This window comes from Streptomyces sp. NPDC006602 (genome assembly GCF_042870385.1).
Taxonomy (GTDB): Bacteria; Actinomycetota; Actinomycetes; order Streptomycetales; family Streptomycetaceae; genus Streptomyces.
On record NZ_JBIAHG010000004.1, the window covers coordinates 497,688 to 512,875 of the forward strand.

Annotated in this window: 11 protein-coding genes and 1 pseudogene; 10 read left to right on the forward strand and 2 right to left on the reverse strand. The window is 71.3% G+C overall.

Annotation, left to right across the window (positions count from 1 at the left end):
- Positions 1-7: 7 nt before the first annotated feature.
- Both ACFYO2_RS14550 and ACFYO2_RS14555 read right to left on the reverse strand, forming a co-directional pair.
- Positions 8-1,585 (reverse strand): alpha/beta hydrolase, encoded by a 1,578-nt coding sequence (locus ACFYO2_RS14550; protein WP_388348401.1) that lies wholly within the window; start codon positions 1,583-1,585, stop codon positions 8-10.
- Positions 1,586-1,720: 135 nt separating this feature from the next.
- A complete protein-coding gene (locus ACFYO2_RS14555; protein WP_388348403.1) occupies positions 1,721-2,758 on the reverse strand; it encodes an Rv2578c family radical SAM protein in 1,038 nt (345 codons plus the stop codon).
- A 169-nt stretch (positions 2,759-2,927) separates the two neighbouring features.
- Between ACFYO2_RS14555 and ACFYO2_RS14560 the strand changes: the two genes are divergently transcribed.
- From ACFYO2_RS14560 to ACFYO2_RS14605, 10 genes and pseudogenes are all read left to right on the forward strand, one after another.
- On the forward strand, positions 2,928-3,371 hold the full coding sequence (locus ACFYO2_RS14560; RefSeq protein ID WP_388348404.1) for an SRPBCC family protein: 444 nt from the start codon (positions 2,928-2,930) through the stop codon (positions 3,369-3,371).
- Positions 3,372-3,776: 405 nt separating this feature from the next.
- A pseudogene (locus ACFYO2_RS14565) lies at positions 3,777-4,443 on the forward strand (collagen binding domain-containing protein); the annotation flags it as partial.
- Between the two features lie 185 nt (positions 4,444-4,628).
- Positions 4,629-7,088 carry a SpoIIE family protein phosphatase gene (locus ACFYO2_RS14570; RefSeq protein ID WP_388348406.1) on the forward strand — a complete coding sequence of 820 codons (2,460 nt, stop codon included), beginning with the start codon at positions 4,629-4,631 and terminating at the stop codon, positions 7,086-7,088.
- Positions 7,089-7,241: 153 nt separating this feature from the next.
- Positions 7,242-7,964 (forward strand): class I SAM-dependent methyltransferase, encoded by a 723-nt coding sequence (locus tag ACFYO2_RS14575; RefSeq protein WP_388348408.1) that lies wholly within the window; start codon positions 7,242-7,244, stop codon positions 7,962-7,964.
- A 122-nt stretch (positions 7,965-8,086) separates the two neighbouring features.
- Entirely contained in the window at positions 8,087-9,046 is a 960-nt protein-coding gene (locus ACFYO2_RS14580) for an SMP-30/gluconolactonase/LRE family protein (protein WP_388348410.1), read from the forward strand.
- A gap of 176 nt (positions 9,047-9,222) precedes the next feature.
- Positions 9,223-10,056, forward strand: coding sequence for a M55 family metallopeptidase (locus ACFYO2_RS14585; RefSeq protein WP_388348412.1), 834 nt, complete (start codon positions 9,223-9,225; stop codon positions 10,054-10,056).
- On the forward strand, positions 10,049-11,389 hold the full coding sequence (locus tag ACFYO2_RS14590; protein WP_388348413.1) for a M20/M25/M40 family metallo-hydrolase: 1,341 nt from the start codon (positions 10,049-10,051) through the stop codon (positions 11,387-11,389). The genes ACFYO2_RS14585 and ACFYO2_RS14590 overlap by 8 nt, the downstream gene beginning before the upstream one ends.
- A gap of 6 nt (positions 11,390-11,395) precedes the next feature.
- On the forward strand, positions 11,396-13,405 hold the full coding sequence (locus tag ACFYO2_RS14595; protein WP_388348415.1) for a prolyl oligopeptidase family serine peptidase: 2,010 nt from the start codon (positions 11,396-11,398) through the stop codon (positions 13,403-13,405).
- The gene (locus ACFYO2_RS14600) at positions 13,402-14,325 is read left to right on the forward strand and encodes an LD-carboxypeptidase (RefSeq protein ID WP_388348417.1); all 924 of its coding nucleotides are present in this window, start codon (positions 13,402-13,404) and stop codon (positions 14,323-14,325) included. The genes ACFYO2_RS14595 and ACFYO2_RS14600 overlap by 4 nt, the downstream gene beginning before the upstream one ends.
- Positions 14,326-14,580: 255 nt before the next feature.
- Positions 14,581-15,153, forward strand: coding sequence for a GNAT family N-acetyltransferase (locus tag ACFYO2_RS14605; protein ID WP_388348419.1), 573 nt, complete (start codon positions 14,581-14,583; stop codon positions 15,151-15,153).
- Positions 15,154-15,188: the final 35 nt, after the last annotated feature.

The following is a 15,188-nucleotide window of genomic DNA, read 5'->3' on the forward strand; positions in this document are numbered from 1 at the left end:
GCCGTGCTCAGCCGCGGAAGCCGAGCAGACCGTGCAGGGTTGAGCCGCGTGCCGACGGCGACGCCGCCTTCGAAGTCAGCGGCTCGGGATCGGGCAGCGCCTGGCACACCGCGTCGGCCTCGCCGGCACCGCGGGGCACCGTGCCGTCGGTCAGATACGCCGCCAGGTACTTGTCCAGGCAGGTGTTCCCGCTCAGCGAGATGCCGTGGTTCCCGCCGCCCTGCTCGACCACGAGACTGGAGCGGGCGAGCAGCCGATGGACCGTCACGCCGCCCTGGTACGGGGTGGCCGCGTCGTCCGTCGCCTGGAAGAGCAGCGCCGGCGGCAGGTCGCCGTTGGCGACGTTCACCGGCTTCTTGGACTCCGTCGGCCAGAACGCGCACGGCGCGTTGTACCAGGCGTTGTTCCAGGCCATGAACGGCGCCTGCTCGTACACCGCCCAGTTGTCCTTGCGCCACTGGTTCCAGTCGCGAGGCCAGGACGCGTCACGGCACTGCACCGAGGTGTAGATGCTGTAGCCGTTGTCGCCCGAGGCGTCCACGGTGGCGAAGTTCTCGTACGCCTCGACCAGCGGGTCGGCGTTGTTGTCGTTCACGTACGCCGCGAACGCCTCCGCCAGGTACGGCCAGTAGCCGTTGTAGTAGCCGCCGGGAATGAAGGTGTCCTCCAGCTCGGAGGCGCCCACCTTCCCTTCGGCCGGCTTCTTGGCGAGGGCCGCCCGCATCGCGTACCACTTGGCCTCGATCTTCTCCGGATCGGTGCCGAGCTTGTAGGTGGCGTCGTATTTGGCGATCCACGACATCAGCGCCCGGTGGCGGTCGTCGAAGGCGTAGTCCTGGGCGAGGTTGTCGTCGTACCACACGCCGGTGGGGTCGACGATCGAGTCCAGGACCAGGCGCCGCACCCGCTCCGGGTAGAGCTTGCCGTAGACCGCGCCGAGGTAGGTGCCGTACGAGTAACCGAAGTAGTTGATCTTCTTGGCGCCCAGCGCCTCGCGGATCGAGTCCATGTCCCGCACGGCGCTGATCGTGTTGATGTACGGCAGCACGCTCGCGTACTTCTTGCCGCAGGCCGCGGCGAAGGACTTGGCGCGGGAGAGGTTGGCCTTCTCGATCGCGGGTGTGCTCGGCACGGAGTCCGGGCGCACCGGGTTGAAGTAGCCCGGCTCGCAGTCGAGGGCGGGCTTGCTCGCGCCCACCCCGCGCGGGTCGAAGCCGATGACGTCGTACTGGGCCGCGACCGCCTTGGGCAGCGAGGAGGCGACGAATCCGGCGAGCGTCAGACCGCTGCCGCCGGGACCGCCGGGGTTGACCAGCAGCGGGCCCTGGTACTTCTTCGCGGTGTGCGGGACGCGGGACAGTGCGAGCGTGATCTCCTGGCCCTGCGGGTTCGCGTGGTCGAGCGGCACCTTGAGGGACGCGCACTGGAGCGTCGGATAGTCGGTGGTGCCGCATTTCTTCCAGGTGAGTTTCGCGGCTTGTGCGGTTTGTGCGGTCTGCGGAGTGCTGGCGCCGGCGGGGACAGCGGTGAAGGTCCCGGCCACGACGGCGGCGGCGCCGCACAACGCGGCTGCGCGTTTTCTCATGGAGTCCTCCCAGGACGGAGGGTTTCGGACCGCGAAGGTCACGGTCCCCGCCGCATCGTCCCGGAAAGCACCCGCGGAAGAACGCGTTCTGGCAATACTTGACCCAATTGGGTCGCGGTATGCGCTCGGATGCTCTCAGATCAGCGTGAGTTGGATCGGTTCGGACAGATCGGGCCGGTCGGGCTCTGGTTCGCGGACCCGTCGCGGCATCCCCGCGCGCGTGGGGCCGATGCCGTACTCCTGGGCCAGGTCGTGGACCTGACGGGTGATCCGGCGCTGGTACCACTTGGGGGCGTAGGAGCCGTCCGCGTACAGCCGCTCGTAACGGCCGACCAGATGCGGGTGGTGGCGGGTCAGCCAGGCCATGAACCACTCCCGGGCGCCGGGGCGCAGATGCAGCACCAGCGGGGTGACCGACGTGGCTCCACAGGCCGCGATCGCCCGTACGGTGTCCCGGAGTTGGGCCGGGTTGTCGCTCAGGAACGGGATGACCGGTGCCATCAGGACACCGCACCCGATGCCGCGCTCGCCCAGCGTCCGTACGACCTCCAGGCGCCGCTCCGGTGCCGGCGTGCCCGGCTCCACGGTGCGCCACAGTTCGGCGTCGGTGAAGCCGACCGAGACCGAGATGCCGACGTCCGTCACCTCGGCGGCCTGCGTGAGCAGGTCGAGGTCGCGCAGGATCAGCGTGCCCTTGGTCAGGATCGAGAAAGGGTTCGCGTGGTCGCGCAGGGCGGCGATGATGCCCGGCATCAGGCGGTAGCGGCCCTCGGCGCGCTGATAGCAGTCGACGTTGGTGCCCATCGCGATGTGCTCGCCCTGCCAGCGGCGCGAGCCGAGCTGGCGGCGCAGCAGTTCCGGCGCGTTCACCTTGACCACGATCTGGGAGTCGAAGTCGATGCCCGTGTCGAGGTCCAGGTAGCTGTGCGTCTTGCGGGCGAAGCAGTACACACACGCGTGCGTGCAGCCCCGGTACGGGTTGACGGTCCACTCGAACGGCATGCGGGAAGCGCCCGGCACCCGGTTGAGGATCGAGCGGGCCCGGACCTCGTGGAAGGTGATCCCGCGGAACTCGGGCGTGTCGAAGGTGCGGATGGTCACCGCGTCCGCGTCGAACAGGGCGGCGTCGGCCCGGCTGTGATCGCCGGACTCGGTGAGGTTCTCCCAGCGCATGAGGCCTCCTCGGTAGCACTGCCGCCAGAATAGAACACTTGTTCCCTTGATCGTGCGACCCGCACTCCCGATCGCCCCTCGAACGCTTCCGGGCCCCCGATTTGGGTGCCCGGTACCCGGGGTGGTTGGCTTGCCCCAAGCCCGAGCACCCAGGTCCTGGAGGAAGTCAATGGCGCAGGTCGAGGCCACTACGGAGCGGATCGTCGCGGCGGACGCGGAGAAGGTGTTCGACGCCCTCGCCGACTACACCGGCACGCGCGCGAAGCTGCTGCCCGAGCACTTCAGCGAGTACGAGGTGCGCGAGGGCGGCGACGGCGAGGGCACCGTCGTCCACTGGAAGCTCCAGGCCACCAGCAAGCGCGTCCGTGACTGCCTCCTGGAGGTCAGCGAGCCCACCGACGGCGAACTCGTCGAGAAGGACCGCAACTCCTCGATGGTCACCACCTGGCGGGTCACCCCGGCCGGCGAGGGCAAGTCCCGGGTCGTCGTCACCACCACCTGGCAGGGCGCCGGCGGGGTCGGCGGCTTCTTCGAGAGGACCTTCGCGCCCAAGGGCCTCGGCCGCATCTACGGCTCGGTGCTCGACAGGCTGGCCGCCGAGGTCGAGAAGTAGCCCCAAAGGGCCATTCGTGACGGGCCGTTGGCCCCCTCACCGGTTCGAGTGGATCTCCGTACGCCGTGGCGACACGCCGTGACTCGTCGCGCTTGCTCACAGTTGTCCCTTTACGCGGGCATTGTGTGGCAGCGCGACGAGGGGAGCGGTACGTGGGCGGGACCACTCTGGTAAAGGGCGAACCGGCCGCGGCACCTCCGCCGGAGGGCCCGTCCAGCAAGACGGCCGCCGAGCCCGGACCGAGCCCGGGCCGGGTGCGATTGGTCTTCGTCGGGCTGATGCTCGCGCTGCTGCTGGCGGCGCTGGAGCAGATGATCGTCGCCACCGCACTGCCGAAGATCGTCGGCGAACTGCACGGCCTGGACAAGATGTCCTGGGCGATCACCGCTTACTTGCTCACCTCCGCTGTCGACGCCGGGCCCGGGGGCGTACGTCCTGATCGCCGCGGCGGTCGGGCACCAGCCGCAGGCGGTCTCCGTGACCGTCGGGGAGCGCCCCGTCGAGCTGGACATCGTCCTCGGGGGCGCCGGACGCCTCGCCGGGAGTGTGGTCACCGCGGACGGAAGCACCGTCCCGGGCGCCGTCGTCACCCTCACCAACGGGCACGGCGAGGTCGTCGCCACCACTCGCAGTGGACCCGAGGGCGGTTATGTCATCACCGAGGTGGCGGCCGGCGAGTACACCCTCGCCGCCGGCGCGCCCGGCTTCCGCCCGGCCGCGCTCCCCGCCACCGTCCGGGCCTCCCGGGAGACCCGCCAGGACGTCGAACTCGCCGGCGGAGCCGTGCTGCGCGGCACCGTGCGGACAGGCGGCGAGCGAAGCGGGACGGGGGTCCCTCCGCGCGAAGGGTGGGGGAGGCCGGTGGAGGACGCGCGTGACGCTGCTGGACGCGGCCGGCAACGTCGTGGACACCCTCACCACGGCCCGGACGGGACGTTCGGGTTCGTCGGCCTGCCCTCCGGCGAGTACACCGTCATCGCCGCGGGGTTACCCGCCGGTAGCCACCGCCCTCCAGGTGGCTGCCGGCGGGGGATGCGCGGAACGGGATCTGCAGCTGGGGCACGAGGACTGAAAACCTGTCAGTAACCTGGCGCTGTTGGGCTGTTCGCCCTGCTCAGAGTGGGGGCGCGGGGGCGTGCGCCGGTGTGATCCCGCGAGTTCAATTCCCGGATTGCCGCACATCGCGACCGCCCGGCGCCGTACGGTGGTGAAGGCGGCACAGATCTCGCGGAGCCGTGGGGAGAGAGGGCCTGGGCCATGGACCGTGGCACCGAGAGGGACGCACCTCCCAGCCCCGGAGCTGGGAACGGCGCGGTGCGGCAGGCCGCGCACGGCCGCATCCCGCTGGCCGTGGTCGTGGTGGACCGCGACGGCCTGGTCTCCCACTGGAGCACCGGTGCCCGCCGCCTGTTCGGCGCCGCCAAGGAGGAGGCGATCGGTCGGCCCGCGGTCGACCTTCTGCCCGTCTCCGGAGCGCTGCCCGAGGACGACGAGATCACGCCCTCCTGGGCGTACGCGGCCTACGACGGCCTCGGACCCGACCTCGAGACCTCCCTCGGCGGCAGGCTGTCCTACCCCGCCGCGGGCCGCGCCCGCCTCACCGTGACGGACCGCGACCGGGTCGACGTCCTGTGGTGGGCCTACCCGCTGGTCGGTCCCGGCCGCGAACGCCTGCTGGTGCTCGCCGCCGACGCGGGCGGACTGCGGCAGGACGACCCCGACGAGGACGTGGCGTTCGAGCGGATCGCCCCAGGCTTCGCGCTGCACACCGACTTCCCGGGCGCCGACGAACTGGCCCGCAGGCTCCCCGAGATCCTGCCCAGCATGAGCGTCGACGAGGGCGCCCGCATCGTGGCGCAGGTCCTCGAACTCGGCTACCCCGTCCTGGAGTTCAGCCAGAACGACCGGGTGCCCGTCACCCCCGACTGGGGCGTGCCCCGGCGCACCGAGCGCAAGGCCCGCCGCGAACGCGCGGCCCGCGCCCTGGCCGAGGGACGGCCCGTCCCGCAGGACCTCGCCGACGAGAGCGAGGACCTCGAGTACGCCGCCGTACGCGAGCGTCTGGAGTTCCTGAACGAGGTCAGCGGCCGTATCGGCACCTCGCTCGACCTGGCCAAGACGATCATCGAGGTCAGCAAGGCCGTCGTGCCCCGCTTCACCGATGTCGCCGGCACCTATCTGCGCGAACAGGTCGTCGCCGGCGAGGAGTTCTCCGAGGGCGTGCCGGACACGACGACCATGTGGCACCGGGTCGCCCTGGAGCACACCGACGAACCCGGCCGCTGGGACGACGTCGTGCCGGTCGGCGAGGCCATGCCGTTCCCGGCACACACACCGTTCTTCCAGTGCATGACCAGCGGCGAACCCGTCCTCGTGCCGCGCATCAGCGAGCAGATGGGCCACGCCATCGCCTCGCAGTTCGAGAAGCGAGACATCCGGCCCCTCATCACGGGCCGCTCCATGCTGGTCGTGCCCCTCAAGGCACGCAATGTCGTCCTCGGCTTCATGATCCTGCTGCGGCACCCCGAGCGCGTCGAGTTCAACGACATGGACCGGGTCACCGGCGCCGAACTCGCCGCCCGCGCGGGCCTCGTACTCGACAACGCGCGCATGTACACCTACCAGGAGAGCGTCGCCGAGACCCTCCAGGACAGCATGCTGCCGCACATCCCGCCGCGGATGGCGGGCTGCGACATCGCCACCCGCTATCTGCCCGGCACCCTCCTCGGGCGGGTCGGCGGCGACTGGTTCGACTCCGTGAAACTGCCCGGCGCCCGCACCGCCCTGGTCGTCGGCGACGTCATGGGCCACGGCCTCAACTCGGCCGCCATGATGGGCCAGCTGCGGACCGCCGTACAGACCATGGCCGCCCTCGACCTGCCGCCCGCACAGCTGCTGCGCAACCTCGACGACCTCGCCCAGCGCCTCGGCGACACCTACCTCGCCACCTGTCTGTACGCCGTCTACGATCCGATCGCGAGCGAACTGCACATCGCCAACGCCGGTCACATCCCGCCCGTCGTGGTCCGCGCCCGGGACGGCGGCAGCGAGCTGCTCGACCTGCCCACCGGTGCTCCCATCGGTGTCGGCGGGGTGCCTTTCGAGGCGGTACGCGTGCGCGTGGAGCCCGGGGACCGGCTCGTGATGTGCACCGACGGCCTGGTGGAGGTGCGCGGCGAGGACATCGGCGTGGGCCTGGCCACCCTGTGCGAGTCCGCCGCGCACCCGGCCGCCTCCATGGACGACGCCTGCGACACCATCATCCGCGCTCTCAACACCCGCGGCGGCCGCAAGGACGACGTGGCCCTGCTGATGGCCCGTCTGAACGGCATCGAGCCCGACGACGTCGCCGAATGGCGGCTTACCCTCGACCCGGTCGAGGTGGGCCGGGCCCGCGCGGTCGTCCGCGAACAGCTCCACGAGTGGGGGCTCGCGAAGCTCGCCGGTCCCGCCGAGCTCATGGTCGGCGAGCTCGTCACCAACGCCGTACGGCACTCCCACCACCGCCCCGTCGATCTGCGCCTGGTGCGCGGCGACACCCTGCTGTGCGAAGTGGACGACGACGACCACGAGCTCCCGACCTTGCTGAACGCGGGCCCTGACGACGAGTTCGGGCGCGGCCTGCACGTGGTGAGCACCCTCGCGCGCGAGTGGGGGACCAGCCGGACCAAGGCCGGCAAGACCGTGTGGTTCGAACTGACGCTGCCGCGGCGCTGACCGGCCCCAACGTGCCGCGGCGCACGACGGCGCACGCCTCTCGAACGAGCCGTGAAGGAAATGCGCCGCGCGCTTGTGGGCGCGACCAGGGCGCGATACACCGTACTGGCCCGTCACTCGGGGCGGGCGGCGTCGCACCCTGGGGAGTTGGTCATGAGCACGAGTCGGTACCGAGAGGCATGGGAGGGCTTCTGGCGCGAGGCTCCCGGCGAACAGGGGGCCGTGTTCTGGGACGCTGAGCCGATCCTGACGGCCGGCGCCCACCTCGCCCTCTTCGAGCCCCACATGGTCGACCACGGACTGCCGTTGGTCGACCTCGGCTGCGGCAACGGCACCCAGACCCGCTTCCTCGCCGACCGCTTCCCGCATGTCCTGGGCGCCGACCTGTCCACCGCCGCCCTCGACCACGCCCGGCACGCCGACCGGGCGGGACAGGCGACGTACCGGTTGTTGGACGCCGCCGGGAAGGGCGAGGCGGAGACACTGCACGCCGAACTCGGCGACGCCAACGTCTACATGCGGGGCGTCCTCCACCAGGCCGACCCCGACGACCGGCAGTCCCTGGTGGACGGGCTCGCCGCACTCCTCGGGGAGCGCGGCCGGGCCTTCCTCGTCGAACTCTCCGAGGCCGCCAAGCCCGTCCTCATGGGGCTGGCGCAGAGCCCCGACGGCCCGCCGGCCAAGCTGGCGCCGGTCTTCCGGCACGGCATCGCGCCCGGCGAGGTCGCCGACGACGCGATCCCCGTCTATCTGAGCGTGGCCGGCCTGACCGTCCTGGCGAGCGGTGAACTGCCGCTCATCACCACGGAGTACCGGCCCGACGGCACCCGGATCGAACTTCCGTCGACGTGGGTGGTGGCGGGGCGGGGGGCGTAACGCCGGTGGCGGTCGGGGTCACGGGGAACTCCGTGAGGCGTAAAGACGTTGCCAAGTCGCGGGATTGTCAACGTAGTTGTCGCCGCAGCTGTCGACGAAACCCACGCCATGGAGGCCCCACCATGACCCCGGCCCACCCCCACCCGACCCACCCCCGTCCGACCCGGCGCGCCGTGCTCGGCGGTGCCGCCCTGGCCGGCCTGGCCGTGACGGCCGGCGCCGGTCCGGCGAGCGCGACCCCGAAGGCCACCTGGCCGACGGAGTTCCCGCTTCCCGACGGCTGGCTTCCCGAGGGCATCGCCATCGGCAGCAAGCCGTACGCCTACATGGGTTCCCGCGCCACCGGCGCGATCTACCGCACCGACCTGCGCACCGGAGAGGGCAAGATCCTCTTCGCGGGCGGCACCGGCCTGATCTCCGTCGGCCTGAAGATCGACCACGACGGACTGCTCTACGTCGCCGGGAACACCGGCGTCGCCCGGGTCCACGACTCCCGCACCGGCGAACTCCTCGTCACACACCAACTCACCGGCGCCACCGGCCACTTCGTCAACGACGTCACCCTGCTCGGCGACCGCGCCTGGTTCACCGACTCCCGCGACGCGGTCCTCCACAGCGTCCCGCGCGGCGGCAAGGGCGGCGACATCCGCGCCCTGCCGCTCACCGGCGACTGGACGCAACTGCCCGACGTCAACAACGCCAACGGCATCGTCGCCGCGCCCGACGGCCGCGGTCTCATCGTGGTCAAGAGCTCGCCGGGCGAGTTGTACAACGTGAACGTCAAGACCGGCGTCACCACGAAGATCACGCTGGTCGGCCAGGCGGACGTGGTCAACGGCGACGGCCTGTGGCGCCTGGGCCGCACGCTGTACGTCGTCCAGAACCGCCTGAACCTGATCAGCGTCTGGGATCTCGACGCCACGGCCACCACCGCCACCCTGCGGAAGACGATCAGCGACCCGCGCTTCGACGTGCCCACCACGGCCGCCCGCTTCGGCGACCGCCTCTACCTGGTCAACGCACGCTTCACCACGACGCCGACACCCGAGACGCCGTACAACGCCGTCGCGGTCTCCCTCTGAGCCTGTGGGCACCCCGCGGCGGTGAACTCGCCACCACGAGGTGACCGGGCCAAGTACGCCTTCCTGAAGGACTGCCTGGAGTCCCGGACGACGGCGTACTGATCCCCCGCCCGCGGGAGGAACCGGCCGGGTGGCTTCCTGGCCGGTTCCTCCCGCGGCGCGTAACGTGACGGGGCATGAAGATCCTGATCAGCGCCGACATGGAGGGCGCCACCGGGGTGACCTGGCCGGCCGACGTGCTGCCGGGGACCTCGCAGTGGGAGCGGTGCCGCTCGATGTTCACCTCGGACGTCAACGCCGCCGTGCTGGGGTTCTTCGACGGCGGCGCGGACGAGGTGCTCGTCAACGAGGCCCACTCGACCATGCGCAACCTCCTCCTCGAACAGCTCGACGAGCGGGTGGAGATGCTCACCGGGCGGCACAAGTCCTTGTCCATGGTCGAGGGCGTGCAGCACGGCGACGTGGACGGCATCGCCTTCGTCGGCTACCACGCGGGAGCCGGTATGGAGGGCGTCCTCGCCCACACCTACCTCGCCAACTCCATCACCGGGGTGTGGCTGAACGACGTACGGGCGAGCGAGGGGCTTCTCAACGCCCACGTCGTCGCCGAGTACGGGGTGCCCGTCATCCTCGTCACCGGCGACGACGTGGCCTGCGAGGATGCCCTCGGCTACGCCCCCGAGGCGCTGAAGGTCGCCGTCAAGGACCATGTGTCGAGGTACGCGGCCGTGTGCCGTACGCCGACCAGGACCGCCGCCGACATCCGTGCCGCGGCGAAGGAGGCGGCCAGGCTGGCGAGACGACAGAATCCGGTCGACGGTGGACCGTATACAGTCGCCCTCGAATTCGACGCCGAGCACCTGGCGATGGCCGCCACCGTGGTGCCGGGCGTGGCGCGTGTCGGGGAGCGGAAGGTGGCGTACACCAGCGGCACCATGTACGACGGGATCCGCACCTTCAAGGCGGTCACCACGATCGTCTCGGCCGCGGTGGAGGAGCAGTATGGCTGACCGGGCTCACCCTTCTCACCTGTCCGACGGGCCTGACCCGCAGGCCCTGGACGAGGTCGTCGAGTTCACCTCCGACCTCATCCGCATCGACACCACCAACCGGGGCGGCGGCGACTGCCAGGAGCGGCCCGCCGCCGAATACGCCGCCGCACGGCTGGCCGAGACGGGCCTGGAGCCCACCCTGCTGGAGCGCACCAAGGGCCGTACGAACGTGGTCGCCCGCATCGAGGGCACCGACCCGTCGGCCGACGCGCTGCTCCTTCACGGTCATCTCGACGTCGTGCCCGCCGAGGCACGCGACTGGAGCGTGCATCCGTTCTCCGGGGAGATCCGCGACGGGGTCGTCTGGGGGCGGGGCGCCGTCGACATGAAGAACATGGACGCGATGATCCTCGCCGTGGTGCGGGACTGGGCACGCCACGGCGTGCGGCCCCGGCGGGACGTCGTGATCGCGTTCACCGCCGACGAGGAGGCCAGCGCCGAGGACGGCTCCGGGTTCCTCGCCGACGAGCACCCCGAGTTGTTCGAGGGCTGCACCGAGGGCGTCGGCGAGTCGGGGGCGTTCACCTTCCACGACGGCACCGGGCGGGAGCTCTACCCGATCGCCGCCGGTGAGCGCGGCACGGCCTGGCTGAAGCTCACCGCACGCGGCCGGGCCGGGCACGGCTCCAAGGTGAACCGGGACAACGCCGTCACGCGTCTCGCCGCTGCGATCACCCGCATCGGCGAGCACGACTGGCCGCTGCGACCGACCCCGACCGTGCGCGCCGCCCTCACCGAACTCGCCGCGCTGTACGGCATCGAGACCGACCACGCCGACGTGGACGCGCTCCTGGACAAGCTCGGTCCGGCGGCCGCGCTGGTCGAGGCGACCGTCCGCAACAGCGCCAACCCGACCATGCTGGACGCCGGTTACAAGATCAACGTGGTTCCGGGGGAGGCGGTGGCGTACGTCGACGGCCGGTATCTCCCCGGCACCGAGGACGAGTTCCGCACGACCCTTGACCGGCTCACCGGACCTGACGTGGAGTGGGAGTTCCACCACCGCGAGGTGGCCCTGCAGGCGCCGGTGGACTCGGCGACGTACGCCAGAATGCGGGCCGCCGTCGAGGAGTTCGCGCCGAAGGGGCACGTGGTGCCGTACTGCATGTCCGGCGGCACGGACGCCAAGCAGTTCTCGCGCCTCGGCATCACCGGCTACGGCTTCACGCCGCTGAGGCTCCCGGAGGGCTTCGACTATCAGGCCCTCTTCCACGGAGTCGACGAACGCGTGCCCGTCGAGGCGCTCCACTTCGGCGTCCGGGTACTCGACCGCTTCCTGCGCACGGCCTAGGCACACATGGGGGACGAAGTGCGGACGTTGGCGTACGGTTCCTGGCCCTCGCCCATCGACGCGGCGCTAGCCGCCGCGCACGACGGGCATCCCGAGTACGTCGGCTTCGTCGGCGACGAGGCGTGGTGGACCGAGCCGCGGCCCACCGAAGGAGGCCGGCGCACACTGGTGCGGCGCGGCGCCGACGGCACCGAGGAGTCGGTGCTGCCCGCGCCGTGGAACGTGCGCAGCCGGGTCGTCGAGTACGGCGGACAGCCCTGGGCCGGGGCTGTCGTCGAGGGCGAGCCGCTCGTCGTGTTCGTGCACTACGCCGACCAGCGGCTGTACGGGTTCCGGCCGGGCGGCGTGCCGCGTCCGCTGACGCCCGTGTCCCCGGTCGGCGGCGGACTGAGATGGGCCGATCCGCAGGTGCTGGTCGACCGTGGCGAAGTGTGGTGCGTGCTGGAGGAGTTCACCGGTGACGGGGCCGTCGACGTGCGGCGGGTGCTCGCCGCCGTGCCGCTGGACGGTTCGGCGGCCCAAGACCGGGACGGCGTACGCGAACTCACCGACGAGCGCCAGCGCTTCGTCACGGGGCCCCGGATCTCGCCCGACGGGCGGCGCGCGGCCTGGCTCGCCTGGGACCATCCGAGCATGCCGTGGGACGGGACGGAACTGGTCGTCGCCGGGATCGGCGGGGACGGCACATTCCGCGGGGCGCGAACCGTGGCCGGTGGGCCGGAGGAGTCGATCGCGCAGGTCGAGTGGTCGACAGACGGCCGTCTACTGTATACAGCCGACCGTACGGGTTGGTGGAACCTGTATGCGGAAGACAGAGTACCGAGTGCGGAAGACGATCTGCCGAACAGGGAAGACGGCGTACCGCTGTGCCCCCGCGAGGAGGAGTTCGGCGGCCCTCTCTGGAAGCTGGGCCACCGCTGGTTCGCCCCGCTGGAGGGCGGCCGAATCGCTGTCGTGCACGGCCGCGGCGCCACCACGCTCGGGATCCTCGACCCGGAGACCGCGGAGGTGGTCGACGCGGCGGGTCCCTGGACCGAGTTCGCGCCCACCCTCGCGGTGCGCGGCGAGCGCGTTGTCGCCGTCGGAGCGAGCCCGCGCAGCGCGTACGAGGTGGTCGAACTGGACGCCCGGACCGGCCACGCCCGGGTGATCGGTGCCGCCCACGACGACGCCGTCGACCCCGCGTACCACCCCGAGCCGCAGATCCGCACCTTCACCGGGCCGGCCGGACGTGACGTCCACGCGCACATCTACCCGCCCCACAATCCCGGCTGTGTGGCGCCCGGCGACGAGTTGCCGCCGTACGTCGTCCGGGCGCACGGCGGACCCACCGACCGGGCTCCGCTCGTGCTCGACCTGGAGATCGCCTACTTCACCTCACGGGGCATCGGCGTCGCCGAGGTCGACTACGGCGGCTCGACCGGGTACGGCCGCGAATATCGCGACCGGCTGCGCGAGCAGTGGGGCGTGGTCGACGTCGAGGACTGCGCGGCCGTCGGGCTGGCCCTCGCCGACGAGGGCACCGCCGACCGCGACCGGCTCGCCGTCCGGGGCGGCAGCGCCGGCGGCTGGACCGCGGCGGCCTCGCTCGCCACCACCGACGTCTACGCCTGCGGCACGATCCTCTATCCCGTCCTCGACCTGGTGAGCTGGGCGACGGGCGAGACCCACGACTTCGAGTCGCAGTACCTGGAGAGCCTGGTCGGACCGTACGCCGAGGTGCCCGCCAGGTACGCGGAGCGCTCGCCCATCGAGCACGCCGACCGGATCACCGTGCCCTTCCTGCTGCTCCAGGGGCTCGACGACGTGATCTGCCCGCCCGCGCAGTGCGAACGCTTCCTGGCCCGCATGGAGGGGCAGCGGGTGCCGCACGCCTACATCGCGTTCGAGGGGGAGGGGCACGGGTTCCGGCGGGCGGAGACCACGGTCCGGGCCCTGGAGTCGGAACTCTCCCTGTACGCCCAGGTCTTCGGGCTGAATCCGCCCGGCGTCCCGACATTGGAGCTTGCCAAGTGAAGGAACTTCTACGCCCGTCCAGACTCGCTCCCGGTGCGCGCGTGGCGGTGGTCGCGCCCAGCGGGCCGGTGGCGGAGGACCGGTTGCAGGCCGGACTCGACATCCTGCGCGGCTGGGACCTGGAGCCGGTGGTCGGCCCTCATGTGCTGGACGTGCACGGTGAGTTGACATACCTGGCGGGCTCCGACGCCGACCGTGCCGCAGACCTGCAACAGGCCTGGTGCGACCCGTCCGTGGACGCGGTGCTGTGCGCTCGCGGGGGATACGGGGCCCAGCGGATCGTCGACCTCCTCGACTGGGACGCGATGCGAGCGGCCGGGCCGAAGGTGTTCGTGGGCTTCAGCGACAGCACCGCGTTGCACGAGGCGTTCGCCGTGCGGCTGGGCCTGGTCACGCTGTACGGGCCCGCCGCCGCCGGCGTCGACTTCATCAAGAACGCGCGAGCCCAGGACCATCTGAGGTCCACCCTCTTCACCCCCGAAGCCGTCGGCACGATCACCTCCTCCGGCGTCCCCCTGGTGCCGGGACGGGCCCGGGGCGTCACGCTCGGCGGTTGTCTGAGGCTGCTCGCCACCGGTTACGGCACGCCCCACACCCGTACCGGCGCCCGCGGTGGGCTGGTGCTGATCGAGGACGTGGGCGAGCGGGCGTACAGCCTCGACCGGAGTCTCACCCAACTCCTTCGCACCGGCTGGATGGAGGGCGTCGAAGGCATCGCGCTCGGCTCGTGGGACAGCTGTGGCCCGCACGAGGAACTGCGTCCGCTGTTCGCCGACCGACTCGGCGCGCTCGGTGTGCCCGTGGTCGAGGAGTTCGGATTCGGGCACTGCGCGGGGGCGTTGACCATCCCCTTCGGCGTGAGCGCCGAACTGGACGCCGACGCGGGCACGTTGACGCTCGACGAACCGGCTCTGCGCTGATCCCGGTTCACTGAATTCTCGTCACGCACCACCGACGTACGGGCGCGCTCAGGGCGACGCTCAAGGTGGTGTCTCCCCGGAGGCCGAGCGCACCCAGAACTCCGGCAACGCCGCCGACAAGCTCGTCCCTCCTGTTGGCCGGCTCTACGACATCGCCCCCGACGGCACCAGGACGCTGGTGCACCGGCTGGTCGCGCCCGCGGGCAGGTCACCCGTCGTAGGGTGCGGGCAGGTCACCCGTCGTAGGGTGACGGGATGCCGCACCACGAGTCCCGCTATCTGGCCGAAGGCCCTCGCGTGGGCATACGCCCCTTCACCTACGAGGACGGTGCCGAGTTCACCGCCCGGGTCCGGGAGAGCAGGCAACTGCATCGTCCGTGGCTCTTCCCGCCCGACAGCACCGGTGCCTACACCGCGTACGCGGGGCGGCTGATCGAGGATCCGACCAAGGCCGGGTTCCTCGTCTGCGAGAAGGTCCGCGAGAAGCAGGAGGCGGGTGCCATCGCCGGGTTCATCAACATCAACAACATCGTCGAGGGCGGCTTCCAGTGCGGGACGCTCGGGTACGGGGCCTTCGCGCACGCCGCCGGGCGGGGGCTGATGCGTGAGGGTCTGGACCTCGTGGTCGGGTACGCGTTCGGGCCGATGCGGCTGCACCGGCTGGAGATCAACGTGCAGCCCCGCAATGCCGCGTCGATCGCGCTGGCACGCACATGCGGGTTCCGGCTGGAGGGCTTCTCGCCGAACATGATCTTCATCGACGGGGCCTGGCGGGATCACGAGCGATGGGCGATCACCGTGGAGAAGTGGGCAGGCCGACGCGCCTGACCCGCGCGTCATGCCGGCCGTCGACAGCGGGGTGA

Coding starts and splice junctions, on each gene's coding strand:
- ACFYO2_RS14550 (WP_388348401.1), bottom strand. CDS start 1,585: ATGAGAAAACGCGCAGCCGCGTTGTGCGGCGCCGCCGCCGTCGTGGCC.
- ACFYO2_RS14555 (WP_388348403.1), bottom strand. CDS start 2,758: ATGCGCTGGGAGAACCTCACCGAGTCCGGCGATCACAGCCGGGCCGAC.
- ACFYO2_RS14560 (WP_388348404.1), top strand. CDS start 2,928: ATGGCGCAGGTCGAGGCCACTACGGAGCGGATCGTCGCGGCGGACGCG.
- ACFYO2_RS14570 (WP_388348406.1), top strand. CDS start 4,629: ATGGACCGTGGCACCGAGAGGGACGCACCTCCCAGCCCCGGAGCTGGG.
- ACFYO2_RS14575 (WP_388348408.1), top strand. CDS start 7,242: ATGAGCACGAGTCGGTACCGAGAGGCATGGGAGGGCTTCTGGCGCGAG.
- ACFYO2_RS14580 (WP_388348410.1), top strand. CDS start 8,087: ATGACCCCGGCCCACCCCCACCCGACCCACCCCCGTCCGACCCGGCGC.
- ACFYO2_RS14585 (WP_388348412.1), top strand. CDS start 9,223: ATGAAGATCCTGATCAGCGCCGACATGGAGGGCGCCACCGGGGTGACC.
- ACFYO2_RS14590 (WP_388348413.1), top strand. CDS start 10,049: ATGGCTGACCGGGCTCACCCTTCTCACCTGTCCGACGGGCCTGACCCG.
- ACFYO2_RS14595 (WP_388348415.1), top strand. CDS start 11,396: ATGGGGGACGAAGTGCGGACGTTGGCGTACGGTTCCTGGCCCTCGCCC.
- ACFYO2_RS14605 (WP_388348419.1), top strand. CDS start 14,581: ATGCCGCACCACGAGTCCCGCTATCTGGCCGAAGGCCCTCGCGTGGGC.